Origin of the sequence: Lysinibacillus sp. NPDC096212 (genome assembly GCF_044763105.1) — a bacterium.
GTDB lineage: Bacteria > Bacillota > Bacilli > Bacillales_A > Planococcaceae > Lysinibacillus.
The window spans coordinates 59,382-76,496 of the sequence record NZ_JBIWFQ010000031.1; the positions used below are offsets into that span (position 1 = coordinate 59,382).

16 protein-coding genes and 1 pseudogene are annotated in these 17,115 nt (G+C 37.8%); 8 read left to right on the plus strand and 9 right to left on the minus strand.

Features of this window, described 5'->3' with window-relative positions; translation table 11 throughout:
• Positions 1 to 489: 489 nt before the first annotated feature.
• Together ACIQ7T_RS23280 and ACIQ7T_RS23285 are read left to right on the plus strand one after the other, a co-directional pair.
• On the plus strand, positions 490 to 1,212 hold the full coding sequence (locus ACIQ7T_RS23280) for a response regulator transcription factor (RefSeq protein WP_370079624.1): 723 nt from the start codon (positions 490 to 492) through the stop codon (positions 1,210 to 1,212).
• Positions 1,209 to 2,600: a sensor histidine kinase gene (locus tag ACIQ7T_RS23285; protein WP_402873929.1), complete on the plus strand. Its 1,392-nt coding sequence runs from the start codon at positions 1,209 to 1,211 to the stop codon at positions 2,598 to 2,600. The genes ACIQ7T_RS23280 and ACIQ7T_RS23285 overlap by 4 nt, the downstream gene beginning before the upstream one ends.
• A gap of 27 nt (positions 2,601 to 2,627) precedes the next feature.
• On the opposite strand, the gene ACIQ7T_RS23290 is transcribed toward ACIQ7T_RS23285, so the two are convergent.
• The 7 genes from ACIQ7T_RS23290 to ACIQ7T_RS23320 all read right to left on the minus strand — a co-directional run bounded on the left by ACIQ7T_RS23290 (position 2,628) and on the right by ACIQ7T_RS23320 (position 10,101).
• Positions 2,628 to 2,990: a YxeA family protein gene (locus ACIQ7T_RS23290; RefSeq protein WP_370079620.1), complete on the minus strand. Its 363-nt coding sequence runs from the start codon at positions 2,988 to 2,990 to the stop codon at positions 2,628 to 2,630.
• A gap of 1 nt (position 2,991) precedes the next feature.
• Entirely contained in the window at positions 2,992 to 4,860 is a 1,869-nt protein-coding gene (locus ACIQ7T_RS23295; protein WP_402873932.1) for an ABC transporter permease, read from the minus strand.
• On the minus strand, positions 4,847 to 5,614 hold the full coding sequence (locus tag ACIQ7T_RS23300; RefSeq protein WP_132363565.1) for an ABC transporter ATP-binding protein: 768 nt from the start codon (positions 5,612 to 5,614) through the stop codon (positions 4,847 to 4,849). The genes ACIQ7T_RS23295 and ACIQ7T_RS23300 overlap by 14 nt, the downstream gene beginning before the upstream one ends.
• 873 nt (positions 5,615 to 6,487) lie before the next feature.
• Positions 6,488 to 6,961 carry a glutathione peroxidase gene (locus tag ACIQ7T_RS23305; RefSeq protein WP_402873935.1) on the minus strand — a complete coding sequence of 158 codons (474 nt, stop codon included), beginning with the start codon at positions 6,959 to 6,961 and terminating at the stop codon, positions 6,488 to 6,490.
• 18 nt (positions 6,962 to 6,979) lie between these two features.
• Complete coding sequence (locus tag ACIQ7T_RS23310) at positions 6,980 to 8,314, minus strand: FAD-dependent oxidoreductase (RefSeq protein ID WP_402873938.1); 1,335 nt, start codon at positions 8,312 to 8,314, stop codon at positions 6,980 to 6,982.
• A 13-nt stretch (positions 8,315 to 8,327) separates the two neighbouring features.
• On the minus strand, positions 8,328 to 9,473 hold the full coding sequence (locus ACIQ7T_RS23315) for a VanZ family protein (RefSeq protein ID WP_402873941.1): 1,146 nt from the start codon (positions 9,471 to 9,473) through the stop codon (positions 8,328 to 8,330).
• A 340-nt stretch (positions 9,474 to 9,813) separates the two neighbouring features.
• A complete protein-coding gene (locus ACIQ7T_RS23320) occupies positions 9,814 to 10,101 on the minus strand; it encodes a DUF6509 family protein (RefSeq protein ID WP_370045435.1) in 288 nt (95 codons plus the stop codon).
• A gap of 170 nt (positions 10,102 to 10,271) precedes the next feature.
• Here ACIQ7T_RS23320 and ACIQ7T_RS23325 point away from each other — a divergent pair, with 170 nt between their 5' ends.
• From ACIQ7T_RS23325 to tatC, 5 genes are all read left to right on the plus strand, one after another.
• Positions 10,272 to 11,456, plus strand: a complete 1,185-nt coding sequence (locus tag ACIQ7T_RS23325) for an alanyl-tRNA editing protein (protein ID WP_402873944.1) — start codon at positions 10,272 to 10,274, stop codon at positions 11,454 to 11,456.
• A 344-nt stretch (positions 11,457 to 11,800) separates the two neighbouring features.
• Entirely contained in the window at positions 11,801 to 12,547 is a 747-nt protein-coding gene (locus ACIQ7T_RS23330) for a gluconate 2-dehydrogenase subunit 3 family protein (protein ID WP_370079608.1), read from the plus strand.
• Positions 12,548 to 12,561: 14 nt separating this feature from the next.
• Positions 12,562 to 14,274, plus strand: a complete 1,713-nt coding sequence (locus tag ACIQ7T_RS23335) for a GMC family oxidoreductase (protein ID WP_370079606.1) — start codon at positions 12,562 to 12,564, stop codon at positions 14,272 to 14,274.
• Between the two features lie 196 nt (positions 14,275 to 14,470).
• Positions 14,471 to 14,674: a twin-arginine translocase TatA/TatE family subunit gene (gene tatA / locus ACIQ7T_RS23340; protein ID WP_370079604.1), complete on the plus strand. Its 204-nt coding sequence runs from the start codon at positions 14,471 to 14,473 to the stop codon at positions 14,672 to 14,674.
• Between the two features lie 11 nt (positions 14,675 to 14,685).
• A complete protein-coding gene (gene tatC, locus ACIQ7T_RS23345) occupies positions 14,686 to 15,531 on the plus strand; it encodes a twin-arginine translocase subunit TatC (protein ID WP_370079602.1) in 846 nt (281 codons plus the stop codon).
• A 14-nt stretch (positions 15,532 to 15,545) separates the two neighbouring features.
• Here the strand turns inward: tatC and ACIQ7T_RS23350 are convergent, their stop codons facing one another.
• Positions 15,546 to 16,361, minus strand: coding sequence for a metallophosphoesterase (locus tag ACIQ7T_RS23350; protein WP_402873947.1), 816 nt, complete (start codon positions 16,359 to 16,361; stop codon positions 15,546 to 15,548).
• Between the two features lie 236 nt (positions 16,362 to 16,597).
• Here ACIQ7T_RS23350 and ACIQ7T_RS23355 point away from each other — a divergent pair, with 236 nt between their 5' ends.
• The gene (locus ACIQ7T_RS23355; RefSeq protein ID WP_402873949.1) at positions 16,598 to 16,933 is read left to right on the plus strand and encodes a hypothetical protein; all 336 of its coding nucleotides are present in this window, start codon (positions 16,598 to 16,600) and stop codon (positions 16,931 to 16,933) included.
• A gap of 35 nt (positions 16,934 to 16,968) precedes the next feature.
• Here ACIQ7T_RS23355 and ACIQ7T_RS23360 read toward each other — a convergent pair.
• Positions 16,969 to 17,115: pseudogene (locus tag ACIQ7T_RS23360) on the minus strand (IS5/IS1182 family transposase); the annotation flags it as partial.

A 17,115-nucleotide genomic window follows, 5' to 3' on the forward strand; every position in this document is an offset into this window, starting at 1 on the left:
CTCCTCTTTCAAGCAAGTTTCATTTATAATGAGTCACATAAGGAACTTCAATCTGTTTGAAGATCCCAAGCTAAGATGGCCACTTCTTAAGGAAATTTATCACCCACGACTCTATTCTGATTAGTTAGATCAAACTTCTTTAGGACTCATCACAAAAAATCAGGGATGAAATTTGTTAAAACATGTACCATCTATATGAGTTGATTGGAGTGAAGACTTGGCGACCAGTGTCACAAATGAGATCCTGGAGCGAGCAAGTAGAGGAACGAAGGCTAAGAAGATTACGTCCTGTGATAACGCCTTCGTGACCAACATCTTTTTGATCCAAGTGCTCAGTTGGAACGGTAATCAACTCCACGTTATATTGAAGAATCTTTTTAGGGTTATAAGGAATTGTTTATCGCGCTACTGCTAAACTTATTAGCTATACACTATTCTTAAAATTCTAATGACGATTTACAATAATAAAAAAGAAAGGACGTGTGAACAATGCAAGAACCAACTATTCTAGTGGTGGATGATGAGGCAGATTTAGCAAACCTTCTAAAAGTCAGCCTACAAAAAGAAGGTTATAAGCAAATTCATACAGCTGGCTCCATTCAAGAAGCTTGGACGAGCTTTCAACAGACACAACCCGATATTGTACTTCTTGATGTGATGCTTCCTGATGGCGAGGGCTACGATTTATGTCGACGTATTCGAGAAGTGTCGCATGTGCCGGTGCTTTTCATGTCAGCGAAAAATGAGGAAATTGATAAAATTTTAGGACTTGCGATCGGAGGGGACGATTATATTACGAAACCTTTTAGTCCTAAAGAGGTCGCCTATCGTGTGAAAGCACAGCTTCGCAGAGCTGGTTATCAAACGCAGGAAGCAGCGCCAGTAACTTCCGCGAAATCGATTCAAGTTGGTCCATTCTTGCTTAATGGGGATGAAACGGAAGTACATAAAGACGGCATTTTATTAGAGCTAACGGCGAAGGAAATCGGCTTGATGGCTTGCTTTATGAACAATCCTAATCGAATTTTAAGTAAGGAAACTCTGTTTGAACGTGTATGGGGAGAGGACTTTTTCGGCTCAGACAACACTGTTATGGTGCATATTCGACGTCTGCGTGAAAAGGTTGAAAATGATGCATCAAAACCTATGTATATTACAACTGTAAAAGGGCTTGGCTATAAATTTGTCGTTCCAAAAGAGGAGCAAGCATGAAATGGAAATTAACAGCTAGATTCCTTCTGTCTGTGCTGTCTATTGTTATTATTGTCATTTTCGTCAATACGGCCATTCTAGTCGGGCTTCTCACTTATCGACTATCAAATGATTATGATGGTGTACAGGCAACTACAGAGGAAAGCTTTGTCCGGGACTTCCAGAAGTATATTGAAATTAATAATGGTACGCCTTCAGTAAATGAAGAGGGGCTGCAACACTTACATCAGCGAAATGCTTGGATTCAATTACTTGATGTTAATGGTCAGGTCCTTGAATCTCATTTTGCACCAGATGAGGCTCAATCCCATTATGCACCCATCGATTTAATTCAAGTATATAAATATAAAGAGTTTGATGGTGACACTACGGTGTATGTAGGCAGTAAAGATGATGTTAGTTATCTTATTGGTATTAAGGGTAGTGGTATTACAAGATTAGTCATGCATTTTTCTGGCTCATCAGTATTACAGTTTATTGGCAAGTTTGGATTATTCATTGTTATTGCCGACCTATTAGTAGCTACACTAGTTGGATGGCTTTTCGGTCGTACGTTGACCAAACCTCTACATGCAATGATTGAACGTATTCGTCATTTAAAGAATCGTGAGCATATGCCTAGTAAAATGCCTGGTGGTGTTTACAAACCAGTTTTTGAAAATTTAAATGAAGTATCGAGAGAGCTTGCTGCACATGAGCAGGAACGTAAAAGATTAGAGATGATGCGCGAGGAATGGATCAGTAATGTGTCACACGATATGAAAACACCTCTTGCCTCAATTCGTGGTTATGCGGAGCTACTGAATGATGGAAAATCAACTCCTTATGAACAAACGGAATATGCTCAGATTATCGAAAAACAATCATTGCATATGCAAGATTTATTGGATGATTTAAATTTAACTATGCGATTAAGACATCAGCAGCTTCCCCTAAGCTTAACCGAGGTAAATATGGTGCAATTTATTCGCGAAATCGTTATTGATACACTTAATACTCCACAATATGAGCAGGCTAATATTGAATTTAATGCAACTAAAGAAGTCATCAAGCATCACATTGACGAGCACTTTATGCGACGAGCGGTGATGAATTTTTTACACAATGCATTGCTCCATAATCCTTCTGATGTTGCAGTCAATGTTCTTGTTGATGATCGTTCTATTACGATTTCTGATAACGGTAACGGCATTGCCGCAGAAGATCTTGAACATATTTTTGAGCGCTATTATCGAGGTACAAATACTGAGCAAACACATGGTACTGGGTTAGGTACTGCTATTGCTAGAGATATTATTGAAGCGCACGGAGGAACTGTAAATATTACCTCTGAAGAACAACAAGGGACAACTGTCAGCATTCAATTACAAGAAGAAAAAAAGGAGTAGCCCGATACTAGGGACTACTCCTTCTTGTTATTTCTTCATTAGCTCCTGTACTTTTGCAGGTAGCTCGTCGAATTTCACTTCATCATATGAAGTAACTTCCGTTTCTTTTTTTACATAAAGCTTCATGTAAGCATCGTGTCGTAAATTTTTCTGAGCTGAAAACTTTAATGTTTGCTCTTTACCGTTTTCGTCATAAGCAGGTATCTCGTACCAATACGATTTCATAATTTCTCCACTATCTAACTTATATTCCTTTACTTCACCATCAGTAGTGATATGAACATAGTATGCTTCTTTATTTAAACGGTTAAAATCAACGGTCATCAGAACAACAAGTCCTGCTACGAACAATAAGAACAATGCTCCTATACCTAAGAAAACCTTTTTCATATTAATTCCCCTGTCTAATAATTTTATAGAATGAACGAACTGTAAAGATATAATATATGCCGTAAATTGCTGAATACGCAATCATCCACAGTATTACTGGTTTAGTTATATCCATACTAAATAGCTGTGAAAAGGCTAGTAGCGCAAATGCACTATGGACGATGCCGACAACGAGTGGTGCACTAAAAATAACGGCAACCTGCCCTGCGACTGTTTTTAATATTTGTTTTTTGTTAACACCGATTTTATTTAAAATTGCATATTTAGGTTGATCTTCCTCTGCCTCGGTTAAAACTTTGAAGTAAATAATACTTCCTGTCGCTGCTAAAAATACTAATCCTAAAAAGCTTCCAACAAATAATAGTGATCCTACAGTAGCTAAACCTGCCTCATAACTTTGCGGAACACTTGAAAACCCTTTTTGCTGTTCAGTAGATAGTTGATTGTAAATTTCCTTTGAAATAGCCTGTTGCTTCAAGTCATTATCCATACCAACTACCTGTATTTTAACACCTTCTGCATTTGTTGCAGCGAACACTTTATCATTTACAACGAGGACTGTACCAGCTCCAACATAGTTTAATACACTCTCTGTATACATTTTATCAACATGGAATGATTCCCCGTTCTCCAATTTAAATTCTTCACCCGTAAAATCATGTGAAAAACGTTCATCGAAGCTTGCATCAAGTAAAACTGTTGAACCATTTGCAATGTGCAGTTGTTCATCTTTCCCCTGCAATTTTGCTAGACGATTATAGTCAGATTCCTTTAATAATGTATATTCAAAAAACGAAAATTCATTATCCACGCGTAAATTTTTTACAGAAAGCGATTCGTTGTATAAGACGTCTTCTTGAGAGAATTTTATCGTATCGCCCTTCCACATAAATGTATTAGGTAGCGCTTGACGTACACTGGCTTCCGCATTGTAGTACATTCCGAAAACGCCGCCACCTGCTGTGATCGTTGTCGCACTTAAAATAGCGATGATTGAAAGAGATTTAGCATTTGCTCGAATACGGTACAATAATTGTGATACACCAATTAAATTCAAGCCTTTCCATGACCAAGAAGTTGCTTTTTTCAACGCGGTTAACACAAATACGCTAACACTATGGAATAATAAATATGTCCCTGCAATTGTCACACCTATAACCATAAGTGGAGTACCCAGAACTGTGAAGAATCTCCAAATGTTACTCGTAAAGATATCTTCAGACGCTGTATAATAACCAAATGCAAGTAACGCTGTCCCAAGTATAGCTGCTATGAATGATGCACGTGGAATTTTCTCTCCTTGCTTCTCAGCATGGAACAGGTCAATCAATTTAAATTGATAGATGACACGATAGCCTTGTAAAGATGTGAATAAAAATAGTAGTGCAAAAATCCATGTTGTATTTACTAGAGCCTCAGGGGAAAATGTTAAACTTCCTACAACCTCAAAGCCCATTAAACGTACTAAAATCATTAATAACCCTTGTGACATAAAGAATCCAAGAACAATCCCTAGTACTAAAGAGACAAAACCGATCACTAAATTCTCAAAAAAGAGCATTAAGCCGATTTTCTGCTTACGTACACCTAATAGCGAGTAAAGTGCTACTTCCTTTTTTCGTTTTTTCATAAAAAACGAATTGGAATACGCAATGAAGATGACGATAAAGAATAACAACACAACAGATGATCCACTCATCAAGCCTTTAATTTGCTGTGAAAATTGTTGTGAGGCTAAAATATCATCATTATATTTTAATGTTACAAACGTAAAGTAGATGACGATACTAAAAACCATCGAAGCGATATATAAAAAGTAGTTCGACAAATTACGCTGAATATTTTTACGCGCTAAACTAAATAACGTCATTTACTCCACCTCCGATGCCAGCAAGCACCTGTAAAATCTCTTGGAAGAATTGCTTTCTCGTTTGAGTACCACGATGAATTTCCTTAGAAAGCTGTCCATCCTGAATGAATAGAATGCGCTGGCAAAAGCTTGCTGCAAATGCATCATGCGTAACCATCATAATAGTGGACGCTTGAGAATTATTCAAATCACTTAAACTTTCAAGTAAGTCTGTTGCTGATTTTGAATCAAGAGCACCAGTCGGCTCATCCGCAAAAATTAATTTCGGCTCTGTAACTAATGCACGTGATGATGCTGTACGTTGTTTTTGTCCACCAGAAATTTGGTATGGGTATTTATCGAGTAACTCTTTTATCCCAAACAGTGTAGCTATGCGTTCTACCTTTGCGTTAATTGCTTTTGTTGGCACTTTTGCAATCGCAAGTGGCAGTACGATATTTTCACGAACTGTTAGAGAATCGAGTAAGTTATAGTCTTGGAAGATAAAACCTAGATTGTCGCGACGAAAATCTGCTAACTCTGCATCCTTCATGCGCGCTAAGTTTGTATCACCAATAATGATTTCACCAGTCGTCGGTGTATCAATTGTCGCTAACACATTTAGTAGCGTCGATTTTCCAGCCCCTGAAGGCCCCATTACACCAACAAACTCTCCTTTTTCTACTTCAAATGATATATTCGATAGCGCTGTAAATGTATTTGCGCCTTTGCCGTAAGTTTTTTCTACATTTTGTACCTTTAATAATGGCGTCATAAACGCTCACCTCTTCTTTCTGACTTTAGTATACGACCCCAAACTTACAACAAAATTGTCGCAAGCTTACAACAACCTTAAATCAACCTATCCACATGACATACGTTTTAACAAAATGCCATCCAACTTTTGAGTCTTATCGGAATACTTTTGGGATTTATCACCCAACTTTTGAATTTTATCTACTAACTTTCATGTTTTATCTACCAACTTTTGAATTTTATCTACTAACTTTCATGTTTTATCCCCCAACTTCTGAATTTTATCGACATCTCCACCTTTCAAAGAGCAAAAAAAGGATTCACACACAAACTTGTGCGTGAATCCTCTTACTTTTCTCTACTCCAATCAACTGATTCACATGACATACGTTTTAACAAAATGTCATCCAACTTTTGAGTCTTACCGGAACACTTTTGGGATTTATCACCCAACTTTTGAATTTTATCTACCAACTTTCACGTTTTATCTACCAACTTTTGAATTTTATCTACTAACTTTCATGTTTTATCCCCCAACTTCTGAATTTTATCGACATCTCCACCTTTCAAAGAGCAAAAAAAGGATTCACACACAAACTTGTGCGTGAATCCTCTTACTTTTCTCTACTCCAATCAACTGATCCACATGACATACGTTTTAACAAAATGTCATCCAACTTTTGAGTCTTACCGGAACACTTTTGGGATTTATCACCCAACTTTTGAATTTTATCTACCAACTTTCACGTTTTATCTACCAACTTTTGAATTTTATCTACTAACTTTCATGTTTTATCCCCCAACTTCTGAATTTTATCGACATCTCCACCTTTCAAAGAGCAAAAAAAGGATTCACACACAAACTTGTGCGTGAATCCTTCCTCTATCTTTTTTATGCTAATACTTTTTTAATATCATCCTCAAAGCTACTTGGTTTATCAGCTGATCCATAGCGTCCAACGACTTCACCATTACGACTCACAAGGAATTTTGTGAAATTCCACTTTATACTGTTGCCGAGAAAGCCTTTTGAATGGGATGTCAAATGCTCAAAAATAGGGTGTGCCTCTTTACCATTGACCTTTACTATTTCATGCATCGGGAACGTCACCCCATATGTCAAACGACATTGTGATGCCGCTTCCTCAGCGGTCGCAACTTCTTGCTTAAACTGATTTGATGGGAAGCCAAGAATAACAAGGCCTTCATCCTGATATTTTTTATATAGACCCTCTAATTCTTCAAACTGCGGTGTAAAACCACATTTGGAAGCCGTATTAACAATTAACATTGCCTTACCCTTATAACGATCTAAGCTATATTCAGCACCATCTTCTAGAGCAACTTGAATGTCGTAAATGTTCATTTCTAATTACCCCCTATGTTATAATCGCGCATTTTTTCTGGCAATCTGCTGCAGAGGATCCCAAACACCATTGAATGGAGGCGCGTAGGCTAAATCTAAATCTAGTAAATCTGGTAATGTCATTTTATTGTATAAGGCGGTCGCAAACACATCGATCCGTTTATCCACACCTGCTGGTCCAACAATTTGTGCCCCTAAAAGTTTTTGATCTCGTTTACGAACAACAATTTTAATAAACATCCGTTGAGCACCTGGATAATATCCTGCAATATGACGCGCAGACAATTTAAATGCCTCATATTCAAAACCTAGCTCTTTAGCATTGCGCTCATTAATACCAGTCGTGGCAATCGTTAAATTGAAAAACTTTAAGATCGAAGTACCTACAATCCCACGAAACGGCGCAAACTTGCCCGACATATTGAGTCCCGCTAAACGACCTTGCTTATTAGCTGTCGTTCCAAGAGGTATATAATCTAAACGTTCTTTCACAATATTAAAATGCGTTGCACAATCGCCCGCAGCATAAATATTTTCAACAGATGTCTCTAAATGTCGATTGACGATGACTGCACCATTTTTAGCTAGTGCTATGCCTGTTCCCTCTAAAAATTGTGTATTCGGTTTAATTCCCACAGCCATAATGACTAAATCCGTATCATATGTGCCATTGTCCGTCATCACACGCTCAACACGGTGATTCCCCTCAAACGCCTCTACTTTTGTATTTAGCACAAGTTCGATATCATTCTTTTTCGCTTCCTCATGAACATGTTGTGCAAGTTCTTCATCTAGAATCCTAGCTACATAGCTACCTCGTTGAATTAATCTCACTTTTTTGCCGCAAGCATGAATCGTCTCAGCCATCTCTAGTCCAATATAGCCTGCACCTATAATTGTTACATTTTCTATATCTGGCGTTAAATCGGCTAGTAAATCATCTAGCTGAGGTATTGTTTTCACCGTGTGTATCCCAGTTAAATCTGAGCCCTTTTCCACTGGCATAATAGGATCCGCGCCTGTTGCAATCAGTAGCTTATCATAAGGAATTTCAAATGATTCCCCAGACGACTGTGTTCCAAAAACAAGCTTCTTGTCTACATCAATTCCGTTAACCTCATGACCAACACGAGCATCAATACCGTACTTATCACGAAACGTTTCTACATCTCTTGCTATAAGACGCTTTGTCGATGAAATACGCCCATCTACAACATAGGGCAAGCCACACTGCCCATATGAATAAATAAATCCACGTTCTACAGATGTAATCTCTGCTCCTGGTACATTTCGATAAATTTCCATTGCTGCTGACATTCCGGCAGCATCTCCTCCGATAATTACGTATTTCATCCAACAATCCCCCTTATTTTTTTCTCGTTGCTAGTAAGCCTGCATAATAGTCCATAAATAAACGGCGTCTGCCCCCACTTACGATGACACGTATTACATGAATAGCAATAACCATCGTCAGAACAAAATTCGCAATAAAGGCTAGCAATGTAATGACAATTTGCAGTACATAAAATGGTGAATCCATATCTAATTGAATATGACCAAAAGTTGTTATCATTTTCGAAACACATACTACTACGAGAATAGCAACACAACGGCGCCAAGATTGACTTATGATACTTTTGCCGTTTTCACTGACCATTGTAAAACGCATAAATTTCATCCCTAATGTTGCCCCATTTGTAAAGCTTGGAACAACACCAAATAGCAACATATACAAAGCAATTTTTACTAAAAATTCGAACATATCACTATAACCTGTTACGACACCCACGAAGAACAAAATGAACTGTGCGATAATCAAATCCATTGCTAGTGCTAACAAAATAGATAATGGCTTGACGATATCTTTTTCGACCATTTCTGCTGCCTTAGCCGCTACCTCTTCATGCGAAGGAAACAGCGCCCACACAACAGGAGCTAAAAAGAATCCTAATAGTGCACCAACACTGTTAAGCATTAAATCATCCACATCAAAAATTCGATACGCACAATTAAAGATGCCATAAATTCCTGTAAATTGGGTTACCTCATAAAACAATGTTAGCAAAAAGCTATATAAAAATGCACGCTTCCAGTACTCTCTTTTTTTAAGAAAATAACGCAAATATACACCAAAAGGCATGAGCAGTAAGAAATTATAGAATGCCTGGTAAAAAGCAGGTTGCTTCGGTATATACACCCACGTTGATGGATTCGTCAGAACAATCCCACTATCCTTTAAAATATCAGTGACAAATTGAAAAGGATGTAAATTATAATGGACTGTATCTGCAGCTTGTAGAGAGCAAGTATCTCGTGTTTCTGGGAAAGGCAATAAGACTAAACATAAAGCCGATAAGAAGTAAAAAATAAATGAGAACGTAATAATCGTTTTGGATACAGATAAGTAGCCATATTTCCGATACGTATAAATTAGCCAAGGTACAAATAGCACAAAGGATGCGAAAATTGTTATTAAAAAAGCTACCATTATTGAATGTGTATAAACTGACATAGAACACCTCTTCGTTTAAAAATCGGCTCTTCACCATAGGGTTGATTTCCGTTCCGGCTGGGCGCTTTCCTAGGCGCGGTGTGTCCGATGAGCCGCGTTAGTGATAAACTTAAAAATAATCTTAAATTTAGTTTAGCACTTGAACACAACACGAATATTTCACCAATCTTAAATAATTCTTAATTAGCTATTATTGATGTAAAGTAAAATTCCGCATAGACTCCCAGGAGACAAACAAGAGTACACCAATGTACCTCGTGCCTGACTACGGAAAGAAAAGCGGAATTTTATCAAAGGAAAAAATATTAATTTTTGTTGGAAAGGCTTTTACACGAGCATACTATGCTTTTGCAATTTCCTCTTTGCAAAATGCTAAAATCTCTTCTAGCTCTTCATCCTCTAGTGCAAAATCTAAATACTCACCTTTAGCTTTTTCTAGGATGAAGTAATTTAAAATAAATGGCTCTTCACCTTTTTCAGCAATTAGTACACGAAGCTCAATTCCTGCTTCATGATAAAGCTCATCTTCTTCATCAATATCTACATCTAAAATAAATTCATAACGCTTACCTTCAATAATGTTTGTTGGATCTAAAATTTCTTCCATTGAGAATTGTGTAATTTCCATTGTATGATCTCCTTTTAGTTAACCTGTTCTTTTATATATTAAATCAAATTCAGCATGGGTCAACTAGAAAACTCGTATACACTTGAAAGTAATTATGCCAAAATGAAAATAAAATAATTGAGAGATGTGATTCTCTTAAGGATACTTTACATAAAGGAGGAGGCTAATTCTTGAAAGAACTACTATATTATCAAGACGTTATGCTATGTGAATTTAATGCAACAGTTGTCAATAAAGGAACCGATATAGATGGCCGTAACTACGTGGTGCTATCAAATACTGCATTTTATCCAACAGGAGGCGGACAACCTCATGATACAGGTACTTTAAATGATATCGAGGTCATCGATGTTGAGAAAATTAATGATGAAATTCGTCATTATATTCAAGGCGACTTTTCAAATTTAGCTGGAGAAGTGCATGGTAAATTGAATTGGCAACGACGCTTCGATCATATGCAGCAGCATGCAGGTCAGCATATTTTAACAGCGGCTTTTGTTGAGCTTTTTGATGCACCAACTGTTAGCTTCCATTTAGGTAGTGAGCAGGTCACAATTGATATTGCCGTAGATGCCTTAACGGAAGAACAGCTTGTGGCCGCAGAAGCCCGCGCCAATGAAATTATTCTAGAGAATCTTCCAATTGAAACGCAATGGATTACAGAAAAAGAACTTGAGAACTATAGCCTTCGTAAAGAGGTAGCCGTCACAGGAGATATTCGACTTGTTATTATTCCTGATTTTGATTACAACGGTTGTGGCGGTACCCACCCAACATCCACAGGACAAGTATGTGCGATAAAAATCCTTGGCACTGAAAAAATGAAAGGCAATATTCGTGTCTCTTTTGTCTGTGGTCATCGAGTTTTAGTGGAGCTTGCCATGCGAAAGAAAGTATTAGCTGACGTTGCAAGACAATTGAGTGTACCTGAAGCGGAAGCAGCTACAGCACTTACAAAAGTCTTAACAACACAGAAAAATACAGAAAAAGCACTCGTGGTAGCAAAAGAGGAGCTACTAAATTATGAAGCAAAAGCGCTAGTTTCTAGTAAAGGACGTATTATTACTGCAGCCTTTACTAAGCGTACTATGCAAGAGCTTCAAAAATTAGCTAGAACTACTGTCGCTGAGCAGACAGAAGCGATCGTTTTACTCGTTTCAGAAAATGAAGACAAGCTTCAGTTTGTCGCAGCACGTGGTGCAAAAGTTGAGAAAAGTATGAAGGACATTGCTGCAAAAGCATTGCCACTCGTTAACGGGAAAGGCGGTGGCAGTGATCAGATGGTACAAGGCGGTGGCGAGCGTATTATTTCTGCCGAGCAACTATTTGAAGCCATGCAAGAAGTACTTAAATAACTAACCTTTTCGATGATAGGAGCTCCCCATTACTTGGGAAGCTCCTTTATTCATTTATGCACATCATCACTTGCTGAACATTCTATTGCCGCTGTCTCCCCCATCGATGATTATCCACAGACATTTGCTCAGCTGTAGTAATCGATCTCTTAGTAGCTTTCGTTTATCCACACGTTACCCACAATTAACACATAACTTATCCACAATCCATCTCAATTACATCAAATCGATTCCACAGTTGGATTAAATTAAAAATTTTTCCAGAGATACCTGATTATAATTTACTTTTTTTGCTGATTATAAAAAAAAGAATAGTTTCTATACATTTTGAGGGGAGGATTTCTATGAGTCCTGAAAAAGATATTTCACGTCGTAATTTTTTAAAAACAACAGGGATCGCGGCAGGTACATTAGTCGGCGGTGGATTAATAGGTGGTCTTGTAGGCTATAACATGCCTGGTAAAGGAACTGCCACGCTAGAGCATGGTCAGCATGGAACTGCTACTGAAGAGACTGGCTCGCCAAAAGCCAAAATGTTTTTTATGAATCAAAGAGATTTTAATATTTTAGCAAATGCTACTGAACGTATTTTCCCTGAGGACGATTTAGGTCCAGGGGCAAAAGGCTTAGATGTACCTTACTTTATCGACCATCAGTTAGCAGGGCAATATGGCAGTAATTCTAAAGAATATATGCATGGACCATTCGGTGAGGGTGCTCCAACACAAGGTTATCAGAGTCGTTTAACGCGTGCAGAAATTTTTAAGCAAGGTGTTCAAAGGTTAGAGTCGGAAGCACAGAATCGCTATAAAAAGAGCTTCAATGATATAGATGCTAAGCAAATGGATGAAATTTTAACTACCTTCCAGAAAGGCGACGTACAAATGAGTGGCGTCACATCTGCTTTCTTCTTTACTTTATTACGTGCAGCTACATTAGAAGGTGCTTATTCTGACCCAATATATGGTGGAAACCGTAATATGGATGGCTGGCGCATGAAAGGCTTCCCTGGTCATCAAATGGCGTATATTACGCAAATCGAAGAACCGAAATTCCAAAAAATTGAGCCTAATTCATTAGGTAGCCACTAATAGGGGGTTAGAAAATGGCAAAAACATTACCTGGTGTAGACGTTGTAACAGTCGGGGTAGGTTGGACCGGCGGCATTGTCGCTGCAGAATGCTCGAAGGCAGGCTTAAAGGTCGTTGGTTTAGAGCGCGGACAAAAGCGCGGCACAGAAGATTATATGACGATCCACGACGAGTATCGTTATGCAATTCGTTACGATATAATGCAAAACCTTTCTAAGGAAACAGTAAGCTTCCGTAATAATCGCAATATGAAAGCATTGCCTATGCGTCAGCTTGGTTCCTTTTTACTTGGAGAAGGGCTTGGTGGCTCTGGGACACATTGGAACGGTATGACGTATCGCTTTTTACCATATGATTTTCAAATTAAAACATTAACAGACAAACGTTATGGTGCGAATAAACTTGGACCTGAATATTTATTACAGGATTGGGGATTAACATACGATGAACTTGAGCCCTATTTCGATAAATTTGAAAAAACGGCAGGTATTTCCGGAGATGATAAAAATCCATTTAGCGGAAAACGTTCAAATCCTTATCCGACTGGGCCTATGAAAATGACACCAATGCTTACGCAATTTGAAACAGCTGCAAAAAAATTAAAATTATCACCTTACATGGTACCTTCTGCAAACGTATCAGAAGTTTATAAGAATCCTGACGGTGAAACGATAAATGCTTGTCAATATTGCGGCTTCTGCGAGCGCTTCGGCTGTGAATATGGCGCCAAATCATCTGCAGAGATTACTGTTGTTCCTACTGCATTAAAAACAGGTAATTTTGACTTACGCTATAATTCCAATGTTGTTGAAATCTTAAAGAAAGGCAATAAAGTAACTGGTGTCCGATACATCGATACGATATCTGGTGAAGAATTTATTCAACCAGCAAACGCTGTTGTACTTACTAGTTATGTCTTTAATAATGCCAAACTATTGATGGTCTCTAACATTGGAGAACGATATGATCCGGCTACTGGAAAAGGGACACTTGGAAGAAACTATTGCTATCAAATACTACCTGGTGCAGCAGGTTTCTTCGATGAGCAGTATAACACCTTTATGGGTGCAGGTTCACTCGGTGTAAGTTTAGATGACTATAATGGTGATAATTTCGACCATAGTGACTTAGATTTTATTCACGGTGGAAATATAGCTCTAACACAAACAGGTGCACGCCCTATCGGCTCGAACCCAACACCTCCTGATACGCCAACATGGGGATCAGAATTTAAAAAGCAATCTATTCATTACTATACACGCTCATTCGGGATTGGTGCACAAGGTGCTTCGATGCCACATAAAGAAAATTATTTGTCTCTTGATTCTACTTATAAGGATGCTTACGGCTTACCTCTAATGCAGTTGACGTACAACTTTACGGATCAGGATCGTGCACTTCATAAATATATTTCAGCACGTGCAGCTGACATTATGAAAGAAATGGGCGCCAAAATTGTTGTCCCCAACGCTGAAATCACTGATTACAATATTGTACCGTATCAAACAACCCATAATACAGGCGGAACAGTTATGAGCTTAAAGCCAGAGGATGGCGTTGTGAATAACTACATGCAGCATTGGAATGTAGAAAATCTTTTTGCTGTGAGTGCCGGAAACTTCTCACACAATAGTGGCTATAACCCAACAGGTACTTTAGGGGCGCTAGCCTACCGCTGTGCAGAGGGTGTTGTGAAATATAGCAAATCAGGCGGTTCCTTAGTATAACTTCTTTTAGCGGGTGTTTGGACACCCGCTGAAATAGAAGAACTCAGTCTAAGAACACCACGTCCTGTGGCAATTTATCTGTGCGAAAGCGAAGCGACAGCAACACGGTTTTATCTGTGCGAAAGCGAAGCGACAGCAACAATTATGCCGCGGCACAATTGATATAATAAACATTTTATTAAAAGGAGGCAAGACTATGGGAGGTCTTGGAGCAATTGGATTACCTGGGTTAATCATCATTTTAGTCATTGTTTTAATCGTGTTTGGTCCGAAAAAATTGCCTGAAATCGGAGGCGCAGTCGGTAAAACATTTGCAGAGTTTAAAAAGTCCACGAAGGGGCTTATTGATGATGAGGATGATCCAGCGAAAAAAGAAGAAAAAAAATCTGACGTTTCGTAGGAGGTTGTCCTATGGATCCATATGAAGAAGGAAAAAGAAAATATTTAAGTCCACTTGATAAGAAAGAAGCTGAGCCTCTCACCCCTGTGGAGGCTTTTGTTGAAGTTCCAGTAGAGACAATTGAACAGGATGTGGTAGCTGATGAACCACTTTTCCCAATTGCATCATTACTTGAACATCTTACTGAACTGCGTAAACAAATTATTAAAGGGCTATTCGTATTTATTTTATTTTTTATTATTGTATTCTCTACCATTAATATTTGGTTTCCTTATGTAACACGAGGACATTCACTAATTATTTTAGGGCCATTAGAGGTTGTCAAATTTTATATGACGATTTCCACAACACTAGCATTCGGGCTATCTATGCCATTTTTAGTTCATTTTTTGTGGAGCTTCGTAAAGCCAGGTTTAAAAGAAGAAGAAAGCCGCTTCCTCGGTCTTTATGCACCTGTCATGCTTATACTCTTTTTATCAGGCGTAGCTTTCGGTTATTTTATTGTTAATCCACTCAGCTACTCATTTTTAGTAAGTGTAGGAGCAACTAATTTTGATGTTATGGTATCCGCAAATGAATACATGCATTTTTTAGTGATGACAACCGTACCACTTGGACTACTCTTTGAATTACCAATCGTAGCCCTCTTTTTATCGTCCATTGGTATATTAACGGCTGAATCCATGAAAAAAATACGAGGCTGGTCTTATATCGGGATGGGCGTTGGTTCTGCTTTGATTACCCCACCAGATTTTATTAGTCAGCTACTCATCTTAATTCCAATGATTATTTTATATGAAATAAGTATCTATCTTGTTAAGCGTATAGAGCGTAAACAAATAGAAAGCACTGCGTAGCAATGACGCAGTGCTTATTTTTTCTTTAATTCCATGACAACAATTTCTGGTGGATTAAAAATTCGCATAGGTACTGAACTATTACCTAATCCTCGACTAACGGCCATCGTTGTTGTTCCTTCTTCATAAAGACCAGCCGTATATTTCGGAAATATTCCCTGTCCTCGGGCGTAAAGACCGCCAATACCAGGAATACGAACCTGTCCGCCATGTGCATGTCCTGCAAATACTAAATCAATTCCAAATTCCACATACGTATTAAACACTTCTGGTCGATGTGCTAGTAAAATCGTTAGAACATTCGGTTGAACATTTTTTGTCGCTATCTTTAGCATTTCTTTCGTTGTTCTACCCGATAACGGATCTTCTATGCCAACAATCGCCAAGCGCTCCCCGTCGCGCTCAATGACGGTCGATTCATTGGACAATATATGTACTCCTAACGATGATAGCTCCTCATAAATTACATTCACTTTATTCGTCGCTACTTCATGGTTTCCTAGTACATAATAGACATCCGCTAATTTAACTAATCCTCTAACAGCCTGTAAGCTTCGCTCCAATTCATAGCGATTACTATCAACTAAATCACCTGTAATAAAAATCAGGTCAGGATTTGTTGTCTTCACCTTTGCTATGAGTTTCTCTTGATGTTCGCCGAAGAGAGCATCTTGTAAATCTGATATTTGCGTAATGCGTAGCCCATCAAAGCTGGCAGGCACTTTTTCTGACTCGAATTCATACTTGCTTACAACCAGCCAGTGATTGTTTACGTACAAAAAAATGACTATAAAAACAAGAAAAAAAGCTAAATATAATAATTTTTTCAATCGCAATCGCTCACCCTAGGCTACTTATTCATCAAATCAATCCTGAATGAAGATAAAATCTGACCCTCCTATTATAAGCATAAAACAAAGTAATTGTAAGCACATACACATAAAATCATTAGATTACATATAAAGAGTATCCCAAAAACGTTACATTTAAAGGGGTCCCTCTAAATAGAGAATAAAAGTCATAAGTGATAAAATTCATTAAAAATTATGAATAGGTGGTGCTTTATTTGTTAAAAAATACAACTATAGTATCTTTTGCTTTAGTACTCCTCTTTTTTTGTACCAGATGTTCTAATAATGCCCAAAAAATTATATTGGATATAGCCGATGAAAAAGGAAATTATAAAGAACGTATAGAAATCCTAGATAAAGACCAAGTTTCAATCGTAAATAAAATTCTTAATAACGCTAAATGGAAAGAAGAAAATGAGGCATCATTTGGGTTATTAAAGTATAGAATGTCTTTTGCTTTTATAGATTCCAATAAAGAGGTTAAGTCTTCTTACTATTTAATTTATTTATATTCGAATCAATTTCATAAATCACTTTTTTCAAGAGCTTAGACTGCTCCTATTAAGAAAACTTACGTTTTTAAAAATTATGCTGCTTGAGTTTGTACTTGTAATAAAGCATTTAGACGATCCACTGCCAACTTGCAGGCATTATAAATAAACGTCACCAGGTTGAAATGAAGTTTGGCTTTTCTTCCTGTTCTATGACGGATGTTGTTTAATTGAAAATATTG